This is a genomic window from Streptomyces canus (assembly GCF_001514145.1).
Lineage (GTDB): Bacteria > Actinomycetota > Actinomycetes > Streptomycetales > Streptomycetaceae > Streptomyces > Streptomyces canus.
In genome coordinates this window covers 252,631-271,711 of the sequence record NZ_KQ948667.1, presented here as the reverse complement: position 1 = coordinate 271,711, position 19,081 = coordinate 252,631, and the positions used below count along the sequence as shown (strand labels likewise).

Sequence of the window (19,081 nt, the reverse complement as noted above, 5' to 3'; positions counted from 1 at the left end):
TCGTCTCGACGACGAATGACCCATTCCCAAGCCACTGGAGCCGCCCCTGCCCCTTGACGAAGCCCGCCCGCGCCGCATCGTGGCCCGCCACGACCCGCACGTGTACCTGGGGACCTTCGTCACCTGCGTCTTCAACCCCGACCGCGCCCTGTGTGCCACACGCCCGATGCCCCGGGCGTCGGCCAGCCCGTCCTGGCCTTGCGTAGTGACTTCCGCGCCGCCGAAGGGCGATGGCCGCGAAACTGTCGGCCGAGGACGTGCCGTTCGCCTTTCGAGCGCGGCTGCTTACTCGTCGAGGAACTGAAGGGCGTGCTTCAGGAACCGCTCGGGGTACTGGAAGTGGGCTCCGTGCCCGGCGTCGGGGTAGATCAGCAGTTGGGCGTTGGGGATGTTCTGGGCGAGGTGCCAGGAGTTGATCGAGGCGATCATCACGTCGTTCGTGCCGTTGAGGACCAGCGTCGGCTGGGTGATCGCGTTCAGGTAGGCATAGGGATTCTCGCCCGGCAGCGGTTCCCCGTAGGCGGTAGCCGCTTCGAGCTGCGCCTGTGCGACTTCGAGCGAGCTCGGCGGATCCTGGTCGGCCCGCTGGTGGCGTCGCTCCCAGAAGGCCCGGCCCGCTTCGACCGCGGCTTCCGAGCGGCCGAAGAACAGGAAGAGGAAGTCCTCCACCGTGGGGACCGGATTCGTCGCCACCTCGGGCACCTTGGGGTCCATCGTCGGGTCCCCGCCCCGCAGGCCGGTACCGACCAGGAGGAGCTTGCGCACCAGTTCGGGGTGACGCAGCGCGACTTCCTCTACCTGCCAGCCGCCGATCGAGAAGCCGAGCAGGTCGACCTGCTCCAGACCCAGCGCCCGGATGACCGCGGCGATGTCGTCGGCCATGTCCTCCATCCGGTTGCGCGGCGTGCCGGATGAGGAGGCGATGCCGCGCCCATTGAACAGGATGACCTCGCGGCCTTCGGCCAGGCCGTCGGTGAGCAGCGGGTCCCAGTGGTCCATCCCCCCGCGGAGGTGCTGGACGAGGAAGATCGGGACCCCGGAGGGCTTGCCCCAACGCCGGTAGGCGAATCGGTCGCCGTCAACCTCGACGTACTGGGTCGGTGCGGTCGCATGCGTATCGCTCATGGCCTGAGCCTTTCTGGTGGGGAGGAGCAATACGATGACGTTCGTAATTTAAAAAGTCAAGCCCTTAGATGTCGATCGACATCTATGTATGCTTGACCATCGAGTGTCGACCGTGGAAGGGGATGCCGGCCATGCGAGTGACCAAGGCGCAGGCGGAGCAGAACCGTGCGCACATCGTCGCGACAGCGGCCAGGCTGTTCCGTGAGCGCGGCTACGACGGTGTCGGCGTGGCGGAACTGATGGCAGCCGCCGGGTTCACCCACGGCGGGTTCTACAAGCACTTCCGCTCCAAGGCCGACCTGATGGCCGAAGCGTCCGCGAGCGGGCTCTCGCAGATCGCGGCACGGACAGAGGGTCTGGGCCCTGCCGAGTTCGTCGAGAGCTACGTCTCCCGGGAGCATCGCGACGGGCGCGGCGACGGCTGCACCATCGCGGCCCTCAGCGGCGATGCCGCACGTCAGCCGGCGGACCTCAAAACGGAGTTCGCAGCCGGGATCGAGAACCTGCTGACAGCCCTTCAGGCCCAGAGCGACACACCGGGGGAAGCGGACCCACGCGAGGCCCGCACCAGGGTGATCGACATGCTCGCCCATTCGGTCGGCGCGGTCATGCTGTCGCGGGCCTGCCCGGACGGTTCTCCGCTGGCGGACGAAATCCTCGACGTCTGCCGCAAGGAACTTCTCGCCTCACTGGCGCACGACAACAGCGACCAACCGGCGGCTCCGAAAGCAGAAGCCTGACCACAGCCGACCTACGCAGGGCCGACCACCCGAGGGTCGGACACTGACGCAGAGGGGATTTCGCGGTGTGGTCATGTCCGGGTCCTGTAGTGGGTTTCAGGGCACTTTTCGCTGCGGCAGGCGGCGCCGTTCGGGCCCTCGCGAGGGCCTTTACGGGCCGCCAGGTGCAGCCCCGTCGTCGTCTCCCTATCTCGTCCGTAGGGGCGAGGATGCTCATCATTTTGGGCTTCCCGAGGTGCGGGCGCCAGCGATTGCATTATGACCATGCTGTTAAGTGGTCGGTCGGTAGACGTCATTAGGCTCGCTCCCCTCGGGGTGCCTCGCTCATGGCGGACGCGTGGCGGACCGGCGAGCCCCGGCGTCGGCCGAGCGGCCGCCTGTGAGGTCGCGGGCGGTTGGCTTTGGCGCAGGGACCTGGCGCGGTGGGGTCAAGCGGTGCGCTGCTCAGGTGCGACGGGCGGGCTTCGGCGTCGGGTGCGATCTGGGACGGTCAGTTCGGGGTTGTGGCGCAGTCGTGCTCGACGCCCAGGAGCGCGAGGGCGTTGTGGATGCCCTGATCGAGGACTTGGTCGGCGAGTTGGGGGTCGGCGAGGGCTCGGGAGAGCTGGAGTGTGCCGGCCATCATGGCGTACGAGCTGAGTGCCATGGGGCGGACCGAGAGCGGGTCGTGCGGCGCCAGGCGGGCGGCGATGCCGTCGGCGACCACGAGTACACCCTCGGTGTAAGCCTGCTTGGTCGGGTGTGCGCAGCGCCCTATCTCGTCGAGCAGGGCGGCGGAGGGGCAGCCGACATCGCGGCTGTCACGGTGCCAGGGGGACAGGTACCAGCGCACGATCTGTTCGAGGCCGGCGCGGCCCGGTTCCGCGTGCGCGACGATGGTCGCGTTCTGGGCGTGCAACTGGTCGGCGATCGTGGTGGCCACGAGGTCGTCCTTGGACGTGAAGTGGGTGTAAAAGGCGCCGTTGGTGAGCCCGGCGTCCTTCATGAGCGCCGTGATGCCCGAGCCGTCGATGCCGTCCTCCTTGAACCGGCGGCCCGCCGTCTCGATGATCCTCTGCCTGGTGGCCTGCTTGTGCTCTCTCCTGTATCGCACCCCACACACCCTTCTGTGCGCCGGGAGGGCGGCACGCCCTCCAACGACTCCTCCAATGTATTGGATTGTGAACGTAATTCAATAACCCCGAACCTCACGCCCCGAACCTTGAACCAGAACCCAGGTGTCCGGCCAGGGCGGGTCGCCACCTCTCGGCCCACGGTTCCGATTCCGATGGGCTTCTTCCGTCATAGGCTCACGTGCGGCTCCGTGAGCGGTCGCAGGGTCACCGCCCGCCGTGGGGGGCCCCTGCACGTACGGCCCCCCATGCATTGTATTGCGAACGTAAGTTAACTGTCGCGCGAGCGGACCTGTGAGATGGATCCCGAGGTGCTCGGGCGATCGGGCGCCCCGCATCCCCGGCTGGAAGCCCTTGGATGATGCGTCCGCGCCGAGTCGACGTCCTGGCCGTCGCCCGACACCTGCGGCCCGTCGGCCGACGTGCAGATCGTCCGCTGTCCGGGTCCCGGGATCGGACGTCCACCCCTCATCCGCCACGACCGGCGCTTCGTCCGGCGGCGCAGGTGACCCCCTGCCGCCCTGGTGGTGTGCGGTGCTGTGCACCCCCACCTCGACGGAACCCGCTATTCCGATTCTTTGCGCCTCGTTTAACTCATCCCCTTGCCCCCCGATGGGATTATGGTCATACTTCCATCATCGACGGGTTGTTCAGGGGCCTGGTGAAGGGGGTTTTCACTCTCTGGGCCTCCTCTGACCGTCGACCCCGGACTGCACTCGCGTCCGGGAGATCGGGAACCGCTCTGCGCCCACCTACGAGGAAGAAGTGGCCAGCGTACTGACGGTAACCCACACATCGAAGGGCACGACCGTGAACGCACGCGAAACACGAGGTGACGTGGTGACGTCGTACAAGAACGCGCAGACCCGCACCGTCACCGCCGACGGAGTGACCTTCGCCTACCGCGACCTCGGGCCCCGGACCGGCATGCCGATCATCTTCATCACCCACCTCGCCGCGGTCCTCGACAACTGGGACCCCCGGGTCGTCGACGGCATCGCCGCCAAGCACCGGGTCATCACGTTCGACAACAGAGGTGTGGGCGCGTCCACCGGCAAGACGCCGAAGACCATCGAGGAGATGGCCAAGGACGCCGTCACCTTCATCCGGGCCCTGGGCTTCGATCAGGTCGACGTCCTCAGCTTCTCGATGGGCGGCATGATCGCCCAGGTGATCGCCCAGTCCGATCCGCAGCTCATCCGCAGGCTGATCCTCGCGGGCACCGGTCCGGCCGGCGGCGAGGGCATCAAGAACGTGACCCGGCTGTCCGACTACGACACCCTCCGGGCGCTGCTCACCTTCCAGGACCCGAAGCAGTTCCTCTTCTTCACCCGCACCCCGAACGGGATCCGGGCCGGTAAGGAGTTCCTGGCCCGCCTGAAGGAGCGCACCAAGGACCGGGACAAGGCCATCGCCCTCACCGCCTACAGGTCACAGCTCAAGGCCATCCACCGCTGGGGGCTGGCACAGCCGCAGGATCTCTCCCGCATCAAGCAGCCCGTGCTCGTCGCCAACGGCGACAACGACCGCATGGTTCCGACGCCGAACTCGTACGACATGGACAGGCGGCTGCCAAACTCCGAGCTGGTGATCTACCCCGACGGCGGCCACGGCGGCATCTTCCAGTACCACGAGCAGTTCGTGCCGACGGCTCTCGAGTTCTTCGGCCGGCCGTAGGGCCGCAGTGTGATCGGCGCTCGGGCCGAGGATGTTGACTTAAGGAGTCCTTAAGAGCCGTGACGCCCGCCGGGCGTCACGGCTCTCGTCACTCTGTTCCACGTCACTGACCTGCTCGCTTCTCGGTCATGCGGCGCCGAGGCGGTTGTCGTGCGGGATAGCGATGCGGAGACCGGTGTGGTCGACGTGCCGTCCGGGCGGCAGGCCCGGGACCTGCGCTGCCTCCACGGCGTACCGAATGCGCGCAGCGCCATCGGCGGTACGAGCGGAGGGCCGCCGCGTCGGTGTCGCTTCCGAGATGGCAATTGCCCCGGGGCCACCCGCTCTCGCTGGCGGCGGAAGCGCGGGTGTACGGCACCGGCGTCGTGGCCTTTGTCAGGTGGTCACCCAGCCGGTATTGACGGGCACCGCGCCAAGGCGAGGACGTTCTCGATTCCCCGCTCGAGGACCTCGTCGGAGAACTTCCGGTCGGAAAGCGCGCGGGACAGCTGCAACGTTCCCACCGCCATCGTGTAGAGCCCGATGGCCTGACCGCGGGCGGACTGCGGATCCCCGGGTGCCAGGCGGGCGGCGAGCTCTTCCAGGATGGCCTTGGCGCCGTCGGTGTAGGCGTCCTTGGACCCGTCGCCGCAGCGGCCGATCTCGTCGAGGAGGGCGGCGCTCGGGCAGCCGTCGCCGGGGTTGTCCCGGTGCTGGGGTGACAGGTATGCGCGGATGAGGTCCTCGAGTCCCTCGCGGCCGGGCCGCAGCGCGTCGTACTGCTCCACCTGTGTGCGCAGCTGCTCGGCGATGACGTTGGCGACGAGGTCGTCCTTGGACTCGAAGTGGGCGTAGAACGCTCCGTTGGTGAGCCCGGCGTCCGCCATCAGCGTGGAAATGCCGGAGCCGTCGATACCGTCCTTCTTGAACCGGTGACCGGCGGTCTCGATGATCCGCTGCCGCGTCACCTGCTTGTGCTCCTTGGTGTAGCGCGCCACAGGGTTCCTCCGTCAACTCCGCCGGGCCTTTGCCTCGTATCCCATCCTAAGACGTGGCCTGACGTACATAATATTACAATCGACAGGTGATCTTGGGAGAGACCCTCGCCGCAGAGTCGTCATGGGGAGTGAGCCAAGTCCACGTCCGGTGCGGCGAGTCCGGATTCCGAGCCGTGGGGCGGGACCTCGTCGTCATCACCGGCACACGGCCGGCGTCGCGAGCGCATGCTCACGGCTGCCTGGCTATGCCGTGCGTACGCCGAAGCGCCCGAGGGAGGCGACTCCCCCGGGCGCTGGGCGTCCTGGTCAGGCGGTGTGGGTGGGGTAGTCGGTGTAGCCGGCCGCGCCGCTGCCGCAGAAGGTCGCGGGGTCGGGGGTGTTCAGGGGTGCGCCCGCGCGTATGCGCTCGACCGGGTCGGGGGTGGCGAGTGCCATCGAGCCCACCCGTAGAAGTCGATGACCTGGGCGTTACGGTCGGGTGCAGCGGCGGATTTTGCGAAGCCGTTCATCCACGAGTTGGTCCGCTCCACCACCCACCTCTTGCCGATCTGGATCGGGGCGGGCATGCCCTTGCAGGCGATCTGGGCGTCGAAGCCGATCTCGTCGAGCAACTCACGGGTGCGTTTGCTGTCATACCCGCGACCGATACCGGTCCCCAGCATGGCCGATGGTATGACGTACATAATTTTACGGTCCAGGGCGACATGCTTGCCCGTCCCGCCGGGCATCCGCCGCGGCGGCACGGCTCGTTGCCAGTGGGCCTCGGAAGGTGCGCCGGTAGGCCAGTGGTGTGACGCCGATAGCGGCGTGCAGGTGTTCGCGCAGCGAGGTGCCGCCGGCGAAGCCGACCTGGCCGGCGATCTCGTCGACCGGCAGGTCGGTGGATTCCAGCAACTGCCGGGCCCGGTCGACGCGTTGCTGGATGAGCCAGCGTCCGGGGCTCAAGCCGACTTCTTCTTTGAAGCGGCGGGCGAAGGTGCGCTGGCTCATGTTCGACTGCTCGGCAAGGTCGCTCAGCGTCAGCGGCTTGTGCAGGTTCTGCAGCGCCCACTGCCGGGCGGCGGACGTGTCGTTCGCCGTTGCGTCGGGGACCGGGTGTTCGATGTACTGCGCCTGGCCTCCGTCGCGCCACGGGGGGACGACGCAGGTGCGGGCCACACGGTTGGCGATCTCGCTGCCGTGGTCCTTGCGGACAAGGTGCAGGCAGACATCGATGCCGGCAGCGGCACCGGCCGAGGTCAGCACGTCGCCTTCGTCGACGAACAGGACGTTCGGGTCGAGTTCCACCTGCGGGTACCACTCCCGGAAGAGGCCCGTGGCGTGCCAGTGCGTGGTGGCCCGGTGCCCGTCGAGCAGCCCCGCCGCGGCCAGCACGAAGGCGCCGGTGCAGGTCGACACGATCCGGGTGCCGGGGGCCACGTACGCGAGGACTTGCGCCAGGTCGACCGACGTCTGACGGCGGGGGTTGCCGGTGTGGAACGGCGCGATGATGACGGTGTCGGCGGTGCGCAACGCCTCCGGGCCATGATCGACGGTGATGGAGAAGTCCGCGTTGGTGCGCACCGGGTGACCGTCGATGGTGCAGGTCACGACCTCGTAGCGGCCGTCCGCGGCGCCGAAGACGCGGTGGGGAATGCCCAGGTCGAACGGGTACACCCCGTGCGAGGCGAGGACAACGACGCGGTGCACCTTGATCACGGCAGGATCCCGTCGAAAATTGGCGATCACGCCATTGTAGGGGCCTGTGACGGCGGCCAGGCTGGGCCCATGACGGACACCGAAACCATGCGAGCCATCAGCCAGGACACCTACGGCGCCCCCGACGTTCTGAAGGAGACCCTGCTGCCCAAACCGGCGCCAGGGGTGAGCGAGATCCTGGTAGCCGTTCACGCGGCCGGGGTCAACCCGACCGACTGGGGGAACCGTGCCCAGTCCGCGACCATCGCCCGGATGCCGCTGGTGCTCGGCTGGGACGTCTCCGGCGTCGTCGAGGCCGTCGGCGTGGGCGTCACGCTGTTCAAGCCCGGCGACGAGGTCTTCGGCATGCTGCCCTACCCGGGCGGAGTCGGCTCGCACGCCGAGTACGTGACCGGGCCGGCCCGCGTCTTCACGCACAAGCCCGCGGGCATCGACCACGTCCAGGCGGGTGCGCTGCCGCTGGCCGCGCTGACCGCCTACCAGGCACTGGTCGACACCGCCGGTGTCCGGGCCGGGCAGCGAGTCCTGATCCACGCGGCGGCCGGCGGCGTCGGTCACCTCGCCGTGCAGATCGCCAAGGACCGCGGCGCGTACGTGATCGGCACCGCCAGCGCCGCCAAACACGACTTCCTGCGATCCCTCGGTGCCGACGAGGTCATCGACTACCACAGCGTCGACTTCACCGAGGTGCTCAGCGACATCGACGTGGTCCTCGACCCGATCTCCCGTGACTCCGCCGCCCGCGCCCGATCCGTGGCCGTGCTGCGCCCGGGCGGCACCCTCGTCTCGATCCTTCCGGTACCCGTCGACGCCGGCGAACTGGCGGCGATCGCCGAGCGGGGGATCCGCTACGAGTCGCTGCTGGTCGAGGCCGACCACGCCGGCATGCAGGCCATCGCCGCCCTCGTCGAGACCGGCGCACTGCGCGCCCACGTCGACGCCACCTTCCCGCTCGCCGAGGCCGCGAAGGCGCACACGCTCGGCGAGACCGGCCGCACCACCGGCAAGATCGTGCTGACCGTCCGAGACAGCAAGGCACACCTTGCCAGCCAACTGCTGCATGACGTGTTCGTCCTCGGGGACACGGCCATCGTCGATCGGGTCGTGCGGCCCGATTCCTACATCCAGCACAACCCCCTGGCGCCCGACGGAGCCGACGCCCTCAAGTACTTCAGCGGCGCCATGCGACAGCAGTTCCCGCAGGCCGCCTTCGAGCCCCGCCGGATCATCACCGAAGGTGATCTGGTGCTGCTGCACTCCCGCTACGTCATGGTGCCGGGCACCGAGGGTCTGGCCGTGTTCGACCTGTTCCGCTTCCAGGACGGCAAGATCGCCGAGCACTGGGACGTCATTCAGGAAGTGCCCGCCACCACGGCCAGCGGCAACGACATGTTCGCCACGCTCAGCGAGCCGCGGACCGACGCGGTCGGGCAGCGCTGGTTCACCGCCTACCACAAGGAACTGGTCACCGCGTTCGTCGACCAGCTGCTGGTCCGCAAGGACCTGACCGCCATCGACGCCTACGTCGGCGCCGACTACCACGAACACAGCCCGAACATCACCGACGGCGCGGCCGGCCTCAAGGCCGACCTGGGCAGCTACTTCGACAAGTTCCCGCAGTCGAGTGTCACACCGAAACGCGTCATCGCCGAAGGCGACCTGGTCGCCGTGCACAGCCACTACGTCGACACGCCGGGCGAGCGTGGCCGGTCGGTCATCGACCTCTTCCGGGTCCGCGATGCCAGGATCGTCGAGCACTGGAACTCCGAACAGGCCGTGCCCGAGACCGCCGCCAACGACAACACGATGTTCTGACAGCCGCCGGGGGCGGGGCGAATCGTGTCCAGCCCCCACAAGAGCGACCGGCATTGGGCCATCAGCGCGGCGATCCCCGAACCGTCGATCCCGTCGCTCTTGAACCGACGCCCAGCCGTCTCGATGATCCGCCGCCGCGTCTCCTGCTTGCGCTCTCGCCCGTATCGGGCCCCGCACTCTCCTTCACTCGTCCAGCTGGCCGCTGGCCGCCGCCTCCGGGCCCCCATTGAGCGTGCGACCATAATTTAATTCTCGCTGACCTCTTGCCGACCGGCTCGCCTCACCCTATTAACGTACGAATGTAATACAAGAGGCCGTGTGGCACACCAGCACCTTGTCGCGTCACCGAACCGGCTGGGCACGACGAGCGTGACCAGCACAGACAGGAGTGTCATCAGGGGAATCAGTCCGCAGGCGCAGCAGTTCGCGCAGTTCCTGGAAAGCGTGCGCGCCAAGTGGTTGACGCCGGGCCTGGACCTGGGCATCGTGCGCGACATCGCCGAGACGTACCACCTGGCGTCCACCGAACCGGAAGGCGTCACCTAAGCCGAGGTCGACGCCGACGGCGTCCCCGCCCTCTGGGCCATCCCCGCCGGCGCCGACCTCGACCGGGCGCTGCTGCACTTCCACTTCGGCGGCTCAGTCACCGCCTCCATGCATTCGGACCGCAAGGCCGCCGGGCACATCGCGAAGGCCGCCGGGATCCGCTCGCTCGTCGTGGACTTCCGCCATGCCCCCGAACACCCCTACCCGGCACAGCCCGACGACGTCGAGACCGCCTACCGATGGCTGCTCGCACAGGGCTACCAGCCGCAGCACATCGGCAGCACCGGCCACTCCATCGGCGGCACCCTCGCCGTCATGCTGCCCCTGCGGCTGCTCGCCAAGGGCGAGCCCACCCCCGGTGCGATCGTCAGCATCTCGCCATGGACCGACGTCACCCTCGCCAACCCCAAGGTGGATGAGAACGAGGAACACGACAAGATGCTCAGCCGCAACACCCTCGAGGGGATGCGGGCAGCGTTTCTGCAGGACCCGGACCTGGACTTCGCCGACCCGCGGATCAGCCTCGTCAACGCCGACCTGACCGGCCTCCCGCCCACCGTCGTGCACTACGGCGAGTACGAGACCCTCGCCGGCGACGGCGCCGAACTCGCACAACGGCTCACCGAATTCAAGGTCACCTCCGAGGTCCACCCGATGCCCGAGGGACAACACTCCTTCGTCCTCGGCGCCGGACGCGTACCCGAGGTCGACCAGGCGATCGAGCAGATGGGCCAGTCGCTGCGCCGGCATCTCGGCGCCTGAGTACCAGACTTCGCTCGTCACCGTCCGGCGATCTTCCGGATTCCACGCCCAGCCGGCCGTATCCGGCGTCACGCTTCCCACCAACCGCAGGTGGATCGTGGCGCCGGATACCGCCCCACAACCCGTACAGCGGCGTGATCGTCACATCAGCGCCCGACCGGCGCCCTCACTCACGGAGAAGGTCTCGTGACTCAGCTCGGCGGCCAGATCGCCCTGGTCACCGGCGCGAACCGGGGCCTCGGCCGCGAATTCGTCCGGCAACTGCTCGACCGCGGTGCCGCGAAGGTCTACGCCGCCGCCCGCGACCCTCGCCCGATCGTCGCCGACGACCCCCGGCTGCTCCCACTGCACCTCGACGTGACGGACCCCGCCTAGGTGGCCCGCGCCGCCGGGATCGCGCAGGACGTGAGCGGTGAACAACGCCGGGATCGCCCGCGTCGGTTCCGTGCTCGACACCGACACCTCCGGTCTGCGTCTCGAACTGGAGGCCAACCTGTTCGGCCCGCTCGCCGTGACCTCAGGCCGCTGACCGGTGGACCTGACTCACCCCTGCGACGGCCCTGGGAACAGCCCGCCCCGCCAGGGCGGCTGACTCCCGCCCGCGTCCGCCGCGCGGTCGACCGGGGACTGACCGGCCCGGTCGCCGCCGCACGGGGCCTTGGTGATCGCGCCGTCGGCGCTGGCGTTGGCCAGATCCAGGAGTGCTGGACGAGGAAGATCGGGACCCCGGAGGGCTTGCCCCAGCGCCGGTAGGCGAACCGGTCGCCGTCGACCTCGATGTACTGGGTCGGTGCGGTCACATGCGTGTCACTCATGGCCTGAGCTTTTCTAGAGGCCGCGAGCAACACGATGACGGTCGTAATAAAAAGTCAATCTCTTAGATGTCGACCGACATCCATGTGTGCTTGAGTCGCCGGGTCCGCGAGGGGGCTCTCGCGGATCGCGGCACGGACAGAAGGTCCGGGCCCCGCCGAGAGCTATGTCTCCGGGGAGCATCGCGACGGGCGGAGCGACGGCTGCACCACCGCGGACTACCGGACGCGAGAACGGTCGACTTGCACGTCACGACCCTGCGGGGTGGGGCGTTGGCCGTGAAGATGGAACCCGCCGAGGGTGTCGTGGCACGCGCGGCGCCCTGTGGGGCGCTGTGGTCGGTCGTGGGCGCGGCCGGGGACGTTCAGAGGGCTTCGTTGACCCGGCCGATGTACTCGCCGAGCTGGTATTCCACGTCGAGGCCCTTCTCGGCGGCCAGGGCGCCGAGCCCGACCGCGCGTGCGGCGAATCCGGGCTGGGTCAGGGTGCCCGCGAACTCGCCGAAGGCGGCGACCAGGTGGGCGTCCGGCGGCAGTGTCGCCCGGTTGACCTGGGACTTCGCGGTCGCCAGTGCCTGTCGGTCGAAGGAGGCGAGACGGGCGGCGGTCGCGTCGACGAAGGCGTCGAGTTCCGCGTCGGGCAGGGTCCGGGTGACCCATCCCCAGCGCTCGGCCAGGTCGGCGTCGTAGTCGGCGCTGGTCAGGATCGCCTCCAGCGCGCGGTCGCGGCCGATGGAGCGCGGAAGCCGCTCGGCGCCGCCTCCGCCGGGGACGAGGCCGATGCCGACCTCGGGCTGGCCGAAGAACGCCTTCTCGCGGCTGGCGTAGCGCAGGTCACAGGCGAGGGCCAGCTCGTTGCCGGCGCCGCGGGTACGGCCCCGGATGGCCGCGATGCTGACGAACGGAGCCTTGCTCAGCCGCAGGACCATGTCGGTCCACAACGGGTTGTCGTCCTCGTGCTCGGGCAAGGGAAGGTCGGCGGCCGCGGCGGCGTCGAAGTGGTTGATGAAGAAGTCGGGGAGTTCGCTGGCGAAGACGACGACCTGGATGTCCGGGTCGTTCTCCAGCTCCGAGACGATCTTGTGCAGCGTCACGATCGACTCGGGGACCACCAGGTTCACGGGAGGATTCGAGAACGTGATCCTCGCGGTCCGCGGAGTCGTCCGCTCCAGGCGGATCGTGCTGGGCTGGCTCATGGCGTGGCTTCCGTTTCGTAGGGGGCTTGAGGTTGGGCTTGGGGCTGGGGGCTGCGTGGCCGTGATCGCGTCCGGCGACCACGGAGCTGTTAAGCCTGGTGGGGTTCGGGTGCCGCCAACCTGTCAGTCGGAGCTGCATCGGCTGCCCCGGGCCCGCCTGCGCCTGTGCGGCCTGGTGTGGGATCCGGTTCGTTCGAGCTGATGGCGAGCCGCCACTCGATATCCCCGCTTTCAAGCGAGGCCGCCGCCGAAGTCTTCGCGGAGGAAGGGGAGGGCAGTGATGGCGTTGAGGTTCCCTTGGCGGACGTGCCTGGCGGTTGGCCAGCGAGGGCGGGTGCTCCTCAGGGGAGCTGCGGGTAGAGCACCGAGACGCCCCCGGCAAGTGCTGCCTGGGCCTGGCGGGTCGCGTTGTCGGCGAGGATCTCGTAGGCGCCGGCGGCGATGCCGTCCACGGCGATGCGCGCGATGTCGGCCGGGTCGGACTTGGCCGCGTCGACGGTACGGACCATGTCGGTGTCCATGTAGCCGACGTGCAGGCCGGCCACGCGGATGCCCTGGTCGGCGAGTTGCAGGCGCAGGGTGTTGGTGAGTGACCATTCCGCGGATTTGGCGGCGCAGTAGGCGCCGAGCTCCGGGAAGCTGACCCAGGACAGGCCGGACAGGACGTTCAGCATGGCCCCGCCGCCGTTGGCCGCGATCTGGGGTGCGAAGGCGCGGGCCACGGTCAGGGTGCCGAGGAAGTGGGTGTTCATCTCCAGGCGGATGTCGTCCAGGTCGCCGGTGAGCAGGTCGGCGCCGGTGGAGGAGCCCGCGTTGTTGACCAGGATGGTCACGTCGCCGGTGGCCGCGGCGGCTGCCGCGACGGAGGCGGGGTCGGTGATGTCGAGTGCGATCGGCTTGGCGCCGGGCAGGTCGATCTGGTCGGGGTTGCGGGCGCCGGCGTAGACGGTGGCGCCGCGGCTGAGCAGTTCGGCGGCGAGGGCCCGGCCGAAGCCCCGGTTCGCTCCGGTGACAAGGGCGGTGCTGTCAGAGAGGTCCATGAAGGTTCCCGGTGAAGTCGAGAGGAGATGACCAGAGCACTGATGGCATGGGTCGAGGTGACCCAGCTCCGTTAAATTACGATCGTAATAATAAGCAGGCGAGTCGGTGATCGCAACCGATCCGCCTGCTGAACGACTCTGCGCCGGGCACCTTGCCGAAGCGCCGTCAAGGAGCAGCTGTCCAGCCAGGCGACATGGGCAGGCGGCCTGTCGAGTGGCGCGCTAGTGGGCCACTGGGTGATGGGACGAGGCGGTGGGGGCGTGGACCTCCCGGGGCGCGGGCGGCGGACGGCTCGCTCACTCATCGTGCAGTGGAGCTGCTCGAGCCTGAACACGCACCCGTTGACAGGCTTGGAGGACGAAGGTCTCACCTGCCATGGAGATATCAACGATCTCCGTCACGGGAAGCCCGGTCCGCTCGCATCTGAAGCAGCTCCCACCTCGCCAGTCGAACCGGCTTCACAGCTCGGCAGGCTTCAGTCCCATTCCTGCTCCTCCTCCACGAGGTGGGGCAGAGGGGTTCCGCCGACCACGGGCACGAAGCGCACCGGACGGGCGTGCCAGATGAACCTGTAGCGTCCGGCCGAGAGGGGAAGCGTGAACTCCTCGCCGTTCTTCAGGGCTTCGGCAGGCTCACGCCATCCGTCGGACAGCCAGTCCCAAACGTAGCCAACCACCGACGCGTCGATGGCCGAGGCGATGACGCGCATCTGGATGCGAGCCCAGCGGATCGCGCGGTCCGGCGTGGACATGGCCGCGAGCGCGAGCTGCTGGCCGTCCTCCTGGCGCCACTCGCACCAGAACCCCGACTTGGGCACCACCGGTTCCGGTACGGCGAGAGTGCACCACGTGAGTGTGCCGTCCTCACTGGTCCCCCAGTCCTCGGCGAGCGCCTCGACGATCAGCATGCCGCGACCGCTCTCCTCGTCGGCGGCTGGTCTCTTCACCTGCGGCCGGTCAGGAGTTCCGTCAGCCACCTCGATGCGGACCTCGCCCCGCCAGTACGAGACGGAGAAGCTGACGTCCTCCGTCTCGCCGTACCGGATGGCGTTGGTGACCAGCTCGCTGATGAGCAAGCCGGCGGTGTCGATGCAGGAACCGATCCCCCACAGCCGGAGATGAGCGGCACTGATCCGGCGTAGTTGCCGCACCCGCTGCGGTGCGCGGGTGCATGAGATGACGAAGCGAGCGGGCTCACCCGCTACGAGACCGATATCCGGTTCCATTTGAAGCCCCGGATCGGCCACCACCGTCTCGACCGCCTGCGTGTGAGCCATCTCAGCGAGATGTTCACAGCCATAGCCGACGGTAATACCGAGATCCTGGAGCAGAACGCCCAGCGCCGGGCCGCGGTCGAGGAGTTGGCCACCCTCCCGTGGAAGGGCGCGGGCAACCGCGCCCGCCGCAAGGTGATGAAGGCGGCGATCGATGCCATGCCGCCATTCCGGCGTGTGACCGGTCCGGCTACCCGGGTTCGCATCAAGGCCACGCTGCGGTCTGCGCTGAACGACGCGATCGGCCAGCAGATCCTCACCTTCAACCCGGCAGCCCACGTCGAAGTCGACCCCGTGCGCAAACCGAAGGCTCTGGTGTGGACGGACGCGCGGGTCGCCAGGTGGGAGCAGGTGGGTGAGAAGCCCTCCCCCGTCAGGGTCTGGACGCCCGAACAGACAGGCGCGTTCCTCGACTTCCTCGCGGAGGACCGGCTGTACGCGATGTGGCACCTGATCGCCTTCCGCGGCCTGCGGCGGGGCGCGGCATGCGCGCAGCCCTGGTCGGAGACCAACCTCGATGACCACTCCCTGACCGTCTCCGCCCAGCTCGTCCAGGACGGGTGGGAGGTCGAGACCTCCGAGCCCAAGACGGACAGCGGCTTCCGCGTGGTCGCGCTCGACGACGACACCGTCAACGTCCTGAAGCGGCACCGCGAACAGCAGGACGCGGACCGCGAGGAGTGGGGACCGGCCTGGGTCGAGACCGGCATGGTCTTCACCCGGGAAGACGGCTCCTGGCTCCATCCCGGGAAGGTGACCGACCTCTTCGAGCGCCTCGTCGCCGCCTCCGGCCTCCCACCGATCCGGCTGCACGACCTCCGGCACGGAGCGGCCACGCTCATGCTCGCCGCCGGCATCGACGTGAAGATCGTGTCGGACACGCTCGGACACAGCGACACCCGCATCACGCGGGACATCTACCAGAGCGTCCTGCCGCAGGTCGGCAAGAACGCGGCCGAAGCCACCGCCAGGCTGGTCCCGCTTCAGCGCAAGACCAAGGCAGAGGAGGCCCGTAAGGCCGCCAAGAAGGCGGCGGCCAAGGCGAAAGCCGAGGCCAGGGCCAAGAAGAAGGGCAAGCGGAAGAAGCCCAAGATGTAGGGCGCTGGACCGCTCCGCTCACGCATCGCTCACGCAAGCCATCTCGCGGCACCCCGGCCGCGTGACGCGTCATGCCCCGAGCAAGGAAAAACCCCAGGTCACGGCGAGTGAGTCCCAGGGTTTCTCGGAGCCGCCTTCGGGATTCGAACCCGAGACCTACGCATTACGAGTGCGTTGCTCTGGCCATCTGAGCTAAGGCGGCGCGCCGTCCGCACCATGGTGCGGTCAGCAACGTCGGTAAGTCTACACAGATTCCGGGGGTGCTCCGCACCAGCCCTCGGGGCACCCCGGACGGTCCGGCGACCAGGGCTAGGAGCAGCGTTTCCCGTCCACCGGAGGGGTGCCGCGGAGCAGATATGCGTCGATCGCGGAGTCAATGCAGGTGCTGCCGCGGCCGTAGGCGGTGTGGCCGTCGCCGTCGTAGGTGAGCAGGCGGGCCGAGGAGAGCTGGGCGGCCAGGGACCGGGCCCAGCGGTAGGGGGTGGCCGGGTCGCGGGTGGTGCCGACCACGACGATCGGGGCGGCACCCTCCGCCTTGATGCGGTGCGGCTCCCCCGTGGACCCGACCGGCCAGTACGCGCAGTTGAGGGAGGCCCAGGCGAGGCCCTCGCCGAAGACGGGGGACGCCTTCTCGAAGGTCGGGACGGCCTTCTCGACCTCCTCCGGACTGTCGTAGGCGGGCGGCAGGTCGAGGCAGTTCACGGCCGCGTTGGCGGACATCAGGTTGCCGTAGCGGCCGTCGGCGCCCCGCGCGTAGTAGCTGTCGGCGAGGACCAGCAGCCCGGCGCCGTCGTTCTCCTTCATCGCCGAGCCGAGCACCTCCCGCAGCTGGGCCCAGGAGCTCTCGTCGTACATCGCCGCGATCACACCGATCGTGGCAAGGGCCTCGCCGAGACTGCGGCGGTCCGCGTCACCGGTGGGGATCGGGTGCGCATCCAGCTTGGCGAAGAAGGTCCTGAGCTTCTGGCCTGCCTGCGTGGTCGTCGTGGTCTTCGTGCCGAGCGGGCAGTCCGGCTGCTGCACACAGTCCTTCGCGAACGACTGGAACGCCGTCTCGAAGCCCACCGTCTGGTCGAGGTTCAGCCGGCGCGCGGACAGTGAGGGGTCCATCGCGCCGTCCAGCACCAGCCGCCCCGAGCGGCCGGGGAACAGTCCCGCGTAGGTCGCCCCGAGGAACGTCCCGTACGACGCCCCCACGTAGTTCAGCTTCGCGTCACCGAGTGCCGCCCGCACGATGTCCATGTCCCGGGCCGTCTCGACCGTCGACACATGCCGCAGCAGCTTCGCCGAGTGCGCGCCGCACCCTTCCGCGAACTTCTTGTAGGCGTCGACCAGTTCGGTGGTCTCGCGCGCGTCGTCGGGGGTGACGTCCGTCTGGGCGTACGTGTCCATGTCCCGCCCGTCGAGGCACTTGACGGGCTCGCTGCGGGCGACCCCGCGCGGGTCCACCGCGACCATGTCGTAGCGGGCCCGCACCGCGGCCGGGTAGCCGATCCCGGCGTACGCCTGGAGGTAGCCGACCGCCGAGCCGCCCGGCCCGCCCGGGTTCACGAACAGCGACCCGAGGCGCTTGCCCGGGCCGGTGGCCTTCTTGCGGGCGACGGCGAGCCGGACGTCCCCGTCGGCCGTCCTGTCGTAGTCGAGCGGCACCTTCAGCGTGGCGCACTCGAACCCGGGGACCCCGCAGCCGTGCCAGCGCGCCTTCTGCCCGTAGTACGGCGTGAGGGCGGCCGGTGTCGACCGCGGCAGCGCGGCCAGCGCCACGTCGGCGGCCGATGTGGCCGCGTTCGTCGAAGCACCCGCGGAGCAGGCGGAGGTGAGCAGCGCGGCAGCCAGAAGAGTGCCGCCGATGCGGAGGGAGCGGGAGCTGCGCCTGGTGTACATCAGGCGAGCGTAACTCTGTGCAGTTTACTGATTGCAATCCGTGTAAACAAAGCCTCGTACGAGTGACGTGGTCAACCCGCTCTGAGTGCCATCGTCATCGCCTCCACCGCGAGCAGCGGGGCCACATTGCGGTCGAGAGCCTCACGGCAGGCGCCGATCGCCTCGATACGGCGGAGCGTGGTCTCCGGGGAGCTGCCGCGGGCGAGCCGCTCCAGGGCGTCCTCGGCGTCCGCGTTGGCGATCGCCACCCGTGAGCCGAGCTGAAGGGCGAGGACGTCACGGTAGAAGGCGGTGAGGTCGGTCAGGGCCAGGTCGAGGCTGTCGCGCTGGGTGCGGGTGCGGCGGCGCTTCTGTCTGTCCTCCAGGTCCTTCATCACACCCGCCGTGCCGCGGGGCATCCGGCCACCCTGGGAGGCGCCCATCGCCGCCTTCAGCTCCTCGGTCTCCTTGCCGTCCATCTCCTCGGCGAGCTGCTTGGCGTCGTCGGCCGCCGCGTCGACGAGTTCCTGCGCCGCCCTGAGGCAGCCGCCGACATCCTCGACGCGCAGGGGCAGCTTCAGTACGGCGGCGCGGCGCTCACGGGCGGCCGGATCGGTGGCGAGGCGGCGGGCCCGGTCGACATGGCCCTGAGTGGCACGGGCGGCGGCCATCGCGGCGGCGGGCTCGACGCCCTCCCGGCGCACGAGCATGTCGGCGACGGCCTCCACGGAGGGGGTGCTCAGGTTCAGGTGGCGGCTGCGGGAGCGGATGGTCGGCAGGACGTCCTCGATGGACGGCGCGCACAGCAGCCAGACGGTACGGGGGGCGGGCTCCTCCACCGCTTTGAGGACCGCGTTGGCCGACTTCTCGTTCAGCCGCTCGGCGTCCTCGACCAGGATGATCTGCCAGCGGCCGGTCGCCGGCGAGGTGAACGACTTTCTGACGGTGTCCCGCATGTCGTCGGCAAGGATCTGGGTGCCGACGGCGGCCACCGAGGTGACGTCGGCGTGGGTGCCGATGAGTGCCGTATGACACCCGTCGCAGAACCCGCAGCCGGGGATTCCCCCGAGAGCGCGGTCCGGACTGACGCACTGCAGTGCGGCCGCAAAGGCCCTGGCCGCCTGGTTCCGGCCCGCTCCGGGCGGTCCCGTGAACAGCCAGGCATGCGTCATCTTCGACGCCTCGGGCGGCGGGGTGCCGGTGGTGGCGGCGGTGACCTGGGCGTCGGCGTCCCGAGCGGCGGCCGCGAGCTGCTCGCTCACCCTCTCCTGGCCGACCAGGTCGTCCCATACGGTCATGGGTCACGCCGCCCTTTCGTCATGTTTCGCGCTACGGGATCCATTGTG

General features: G+C 69.0%; 16 protein-coding genes, 1 tRNA gene and 4 pseudogenes. 8 read left to right on the top strand and 13 right to left on the bottom strand.

What is annotated here, in order from left to right; all coding sequences use genetic code 11:
* Positions 1 to 285 precede the first annotated feature (285 nt).
* Positions 286 to 1,125 (bottom strand): alpha/beta fold hydrolase, encoded by an 840-nt coding sequence (locus tag AQJ46_RS33630; RefSeq protein ID WP_059209140.1) that lies wholly within the window; start codon positions 1,123 to 1,125, stop codon positions 286 to 288.
* A gap of 68 nt (positions 1,126 to 1,193) precedes the next feature.
* Between AQJ46_RS33630 and AQJ46_RS33625 the strand changes: the two genes are divergently transcribed.
* Positions 1,194 to 1,865 (top strand): TetR/AcrR family transcriptional regulator, encoded by a 672-nt coding sequence (locus tag AQJ46_RS33625; protein ID WP_225887454.1) that lies wholly within the window; start codon positions 1,194 to 1,196, stop codon positions 1,863 to 1,865.
* A 490-nt stretch (positions 1,866 to 2,355) separates the two neighbouring features.
* On the opposite strand, the gene AQJ46_RS33620 is transcribed toward AQJ46_RS33625, so the two are convergent.
* A complete protein-coding gene (locus AQJ46_RS33620) occupies positions 2,356 to 2,958 on the bottom strand; it encodes a TetR/AcrR family transcriptional regulator (protein ID WP_059209139.1) in 603 nt (200 codons plus the stop codon).
* 829 nt (positions 2,959 to 3,787) lie between these two features.
* Between AQJ46_RS33620 and AQJ46_RS33615 the strand changes: the two genes are divergently transcribed.
* A complete protein-coding gene (locus tag AQJ46_RS33615; protein ID WP_059209235.1) occupies positions 3,788 to 4,654 on the top strand; it encodes an alpha/beta fold hydrolase in 867 nt (288 codons plus the stop codon).
* Positions 4,655 to 5,037: 383 nt separating this feature from the next.
* Here AQJ46_RS33615 and AQJ46_RS33610 read toward each other — a convergent pair whose 3' ends face one another.
* From AQJ46_RS33610 to AQJ46_RS33600, 4 genes and pseudogenes are all read right to left on the bottom strand, one after another.
* Complete coding sequence (locus AQJ46_RS33610) at positions 5,038 to 5,631, bottom strand: TetR/AcrR family transcriptional regulator (protein ID WP_059209138.1); 594 nt, start codon at positions 5,629 to 5,631, stop codon at positions 5,038 to 5,040.
* 306 nt (positions 5,632 to 5,937) lie between these two features.
* Positions 5,938 to 6,066, bottom strand: a complete 129-nt coding sequence (locus AQJ46_RS58525) for a hypothetical protein (RefSeq protein WP_263972889.1) — start codon at positions 6,064 to 6,066, stop codon at positions 5,938 to 5,940.
* Positions 6,012 to 6,269, bottom strand: a pseudogene (locus tag AQJ46_RS57540) (hypothetical protein); the annotation flags it as partial. The pseudogene AQJ46_RS57540 and the gene AQJ46_RS58525, both read right to left, overlap by 55 nt.
* Positions 6,270 to 6,318: 49 nt before the next feature.
* On the bottom strand, positions 6,319 to 7,326 hold the full coding sequence (locus AQJ46_RS33600; RefSeq protein ID WP_404828491.1) for a GlxA family transcriptional regulator: 1,008 nt from the start codon (positions 7,324 to 7,326) through the stop codon (positions 6,319 to 6,321).
* 90 nt (positions 7,327 to 7,416) lie between these two features.
* Between AQJ46_RS33600 and AQJ46_RS57535 the strand changes: the two are divergent.
* From AQJ46_RS57535 to AQJ46_RS33585, 5 genes and pseudogenes are all read left to right on the top strand, one after another.
* A pseudogene (locus tag AQJ46_RS57535) lies at positions 7,417 to 8,352 on the top strand (NADP-dependent oxidoreductase); the annotation flags it as partial.
* Positions 8,341 to 9,144 (top strand): nuclear transport factor 2 family protein, encoded by an 804-nt coding sequence (locus AQJ46_RS57530; protein ID WP_225887463.1) that lies wholly within the window; start codon positions 8,341 to 8,343, stop codon positions 9,142 to 9,144. The pseudogene AQJ46_RS57535 and the gene AQJ46_RS57530, both read left to right, overlap by 12 nt.
* 318 nt (positions 9,145 to 9,462) lie before the next feature.
* Positions 9,463 to 9,690, top strand: a complete 228-nt coding sequence (locus AQJ46_RS57520; RefSeq protein WP_225887453.1) for a hypothetical protein — start codon at positions 9,463 to 9,465, stop codon at positions 9,688 to 9,690.
* Positions 9,691 to 9,729: 39 nt separating this feature from the next.
* Positions 9,730 to 10,452 carry an alpha/beta hydrolase gene (locus AQJ46_RS33590; protein WP_318656728.1) on the top strand — a complete coding sequence of 241 codons (723 nt, stop codon included), beginning with the start codon at positions 9,730 to 9,732 and terminating at the stop codon, positions 10,450 to 10,452.
* Between the two features lie 186 nt (positions 10,453 to 10,638).
* Positions 10,639 to 10,827 (top strand): SDR family NAD(P)-dependent oxidoreductase, encoded by a 189-nt coding sequence (locus AQJ46_RS33585; protein WP_059209136.1) that lies wholly within the window; start codon positions 10,639 to 10,641, stop codon positions 10,825 to 10,827.
* A gap of 234 nt (positions 10,828 to 11,061) precedes the next feature.
* Here AQJ46_RS33585 and AQJ46_RS54530 read toward each other — a convergent pair.
* From AQJ46_RS54530 to AQJ46_RS33570, 4 genes and pseudogenes are all read right to left on the bottom strand, one after another.
* Positions 11,062 to 11,151 (bottom strand): annotated as a pseudogene (locus AQJ46_RS54530) (IS5/IS1182 family transposase); the annotation flags it as partial.
* 478 nt (positions 11,152 to 11,629) lie between these two features.
* Complete coding sequence (locus tag AQJ46_RS33580) at positions 11,630 to 12,460, bottom strand: enoyl-CoA hydratase/isomerase family protein (RefSeq protein WP_059209135.1); 831 nt, start codon at positions 12,458 to 12,460, stop codon at positions 11,630 to 11,632.
* 341 nt (positions 12,461 to 12,801) lie between these two features.
* A complete protein-coding gene (locus AQJ46_RS33575) occupies positions 12,802 to 13,500 on the bottom strand; it encodes an SDR family oxidoreductase (protein ID WP_059209134.1) in 699 nt (232 codons plus the stop codon).
* A 476-nt stretch (positions 13,501 to 13,976) separates the two neighbouring features.
* Positions 13,977 to 14,777, bottom strand: a complete 801-nt coding sequence (locus AQJ46_RS33570) for an ATP-binding protein (RefSeq protein ID WP_225887452.1) — start codon at positions 14,775 to 14,777, stop codon at positions 13,977 to 13,979.
* Between AQJ46_RS33570 and AQJ46_RS33565 the strand changes: the two are divergent.
* A pseudogene (locus AQJ46_RS33565) lies at positions 14,688 to 15,872 on the top strand (tyrosine-type recombinase/integrase); the annotation flags it as partial. The gene AQJ46_RS33570 and the pseudogene AQJ46_RS33565 overlap by 90 nt on opposite strands.
* Positions 15,873 to 16,000: 128 nt before the next feature.
* On the opposite strand, the gene AQJ46_RS33560 reads toward AQJ46_RS33565, so the two are convergent.
* The 3 genes from AQJ46_RS33560 to AQJ46_RS33550 all read right to left on the bottom strand — a co-directional run bounded on the left by AQJ46_RS33560 (position 16,001) and on the right by AQJ46_RS33550 (position 19,033).
* Positions 16,001 to 16,074, bottom strand: a tRNA-Thr gene (locus tag AQJ46_RS33560).
* A 107-nt stretch (positions 16,075 to 16,181) separates the two neighbouring features.
* Positions 16,182 to 17,756, bottom strand: coding sequence for an alpha/beta hydrolase (locus tag AQJ46_RS33555; protein WP_059209132.1), 1,575 nt, complete (start codon positions 17,754 to 17,756; stop codon positions 16,182 to 16,184).
* Positions 17,757 to 17,827: 71 nt separating this feature from the next.
* Positions 17,828 to 19,033 carry a DNA polymerase III subunit delta' gene (locus AQJ46_RS33550; protein WP_059209131.1) on the bottom strand — a complete coding sequence of 402 codons (1,206 nt, stop codon included), beginning with the start codon at positions 19,031 to 19,033 and terminating at the stop codon, positions 17,828 to 17,830.
* Positions 19,034 to 19,081 lie beyond the last annotated feature (48 nt).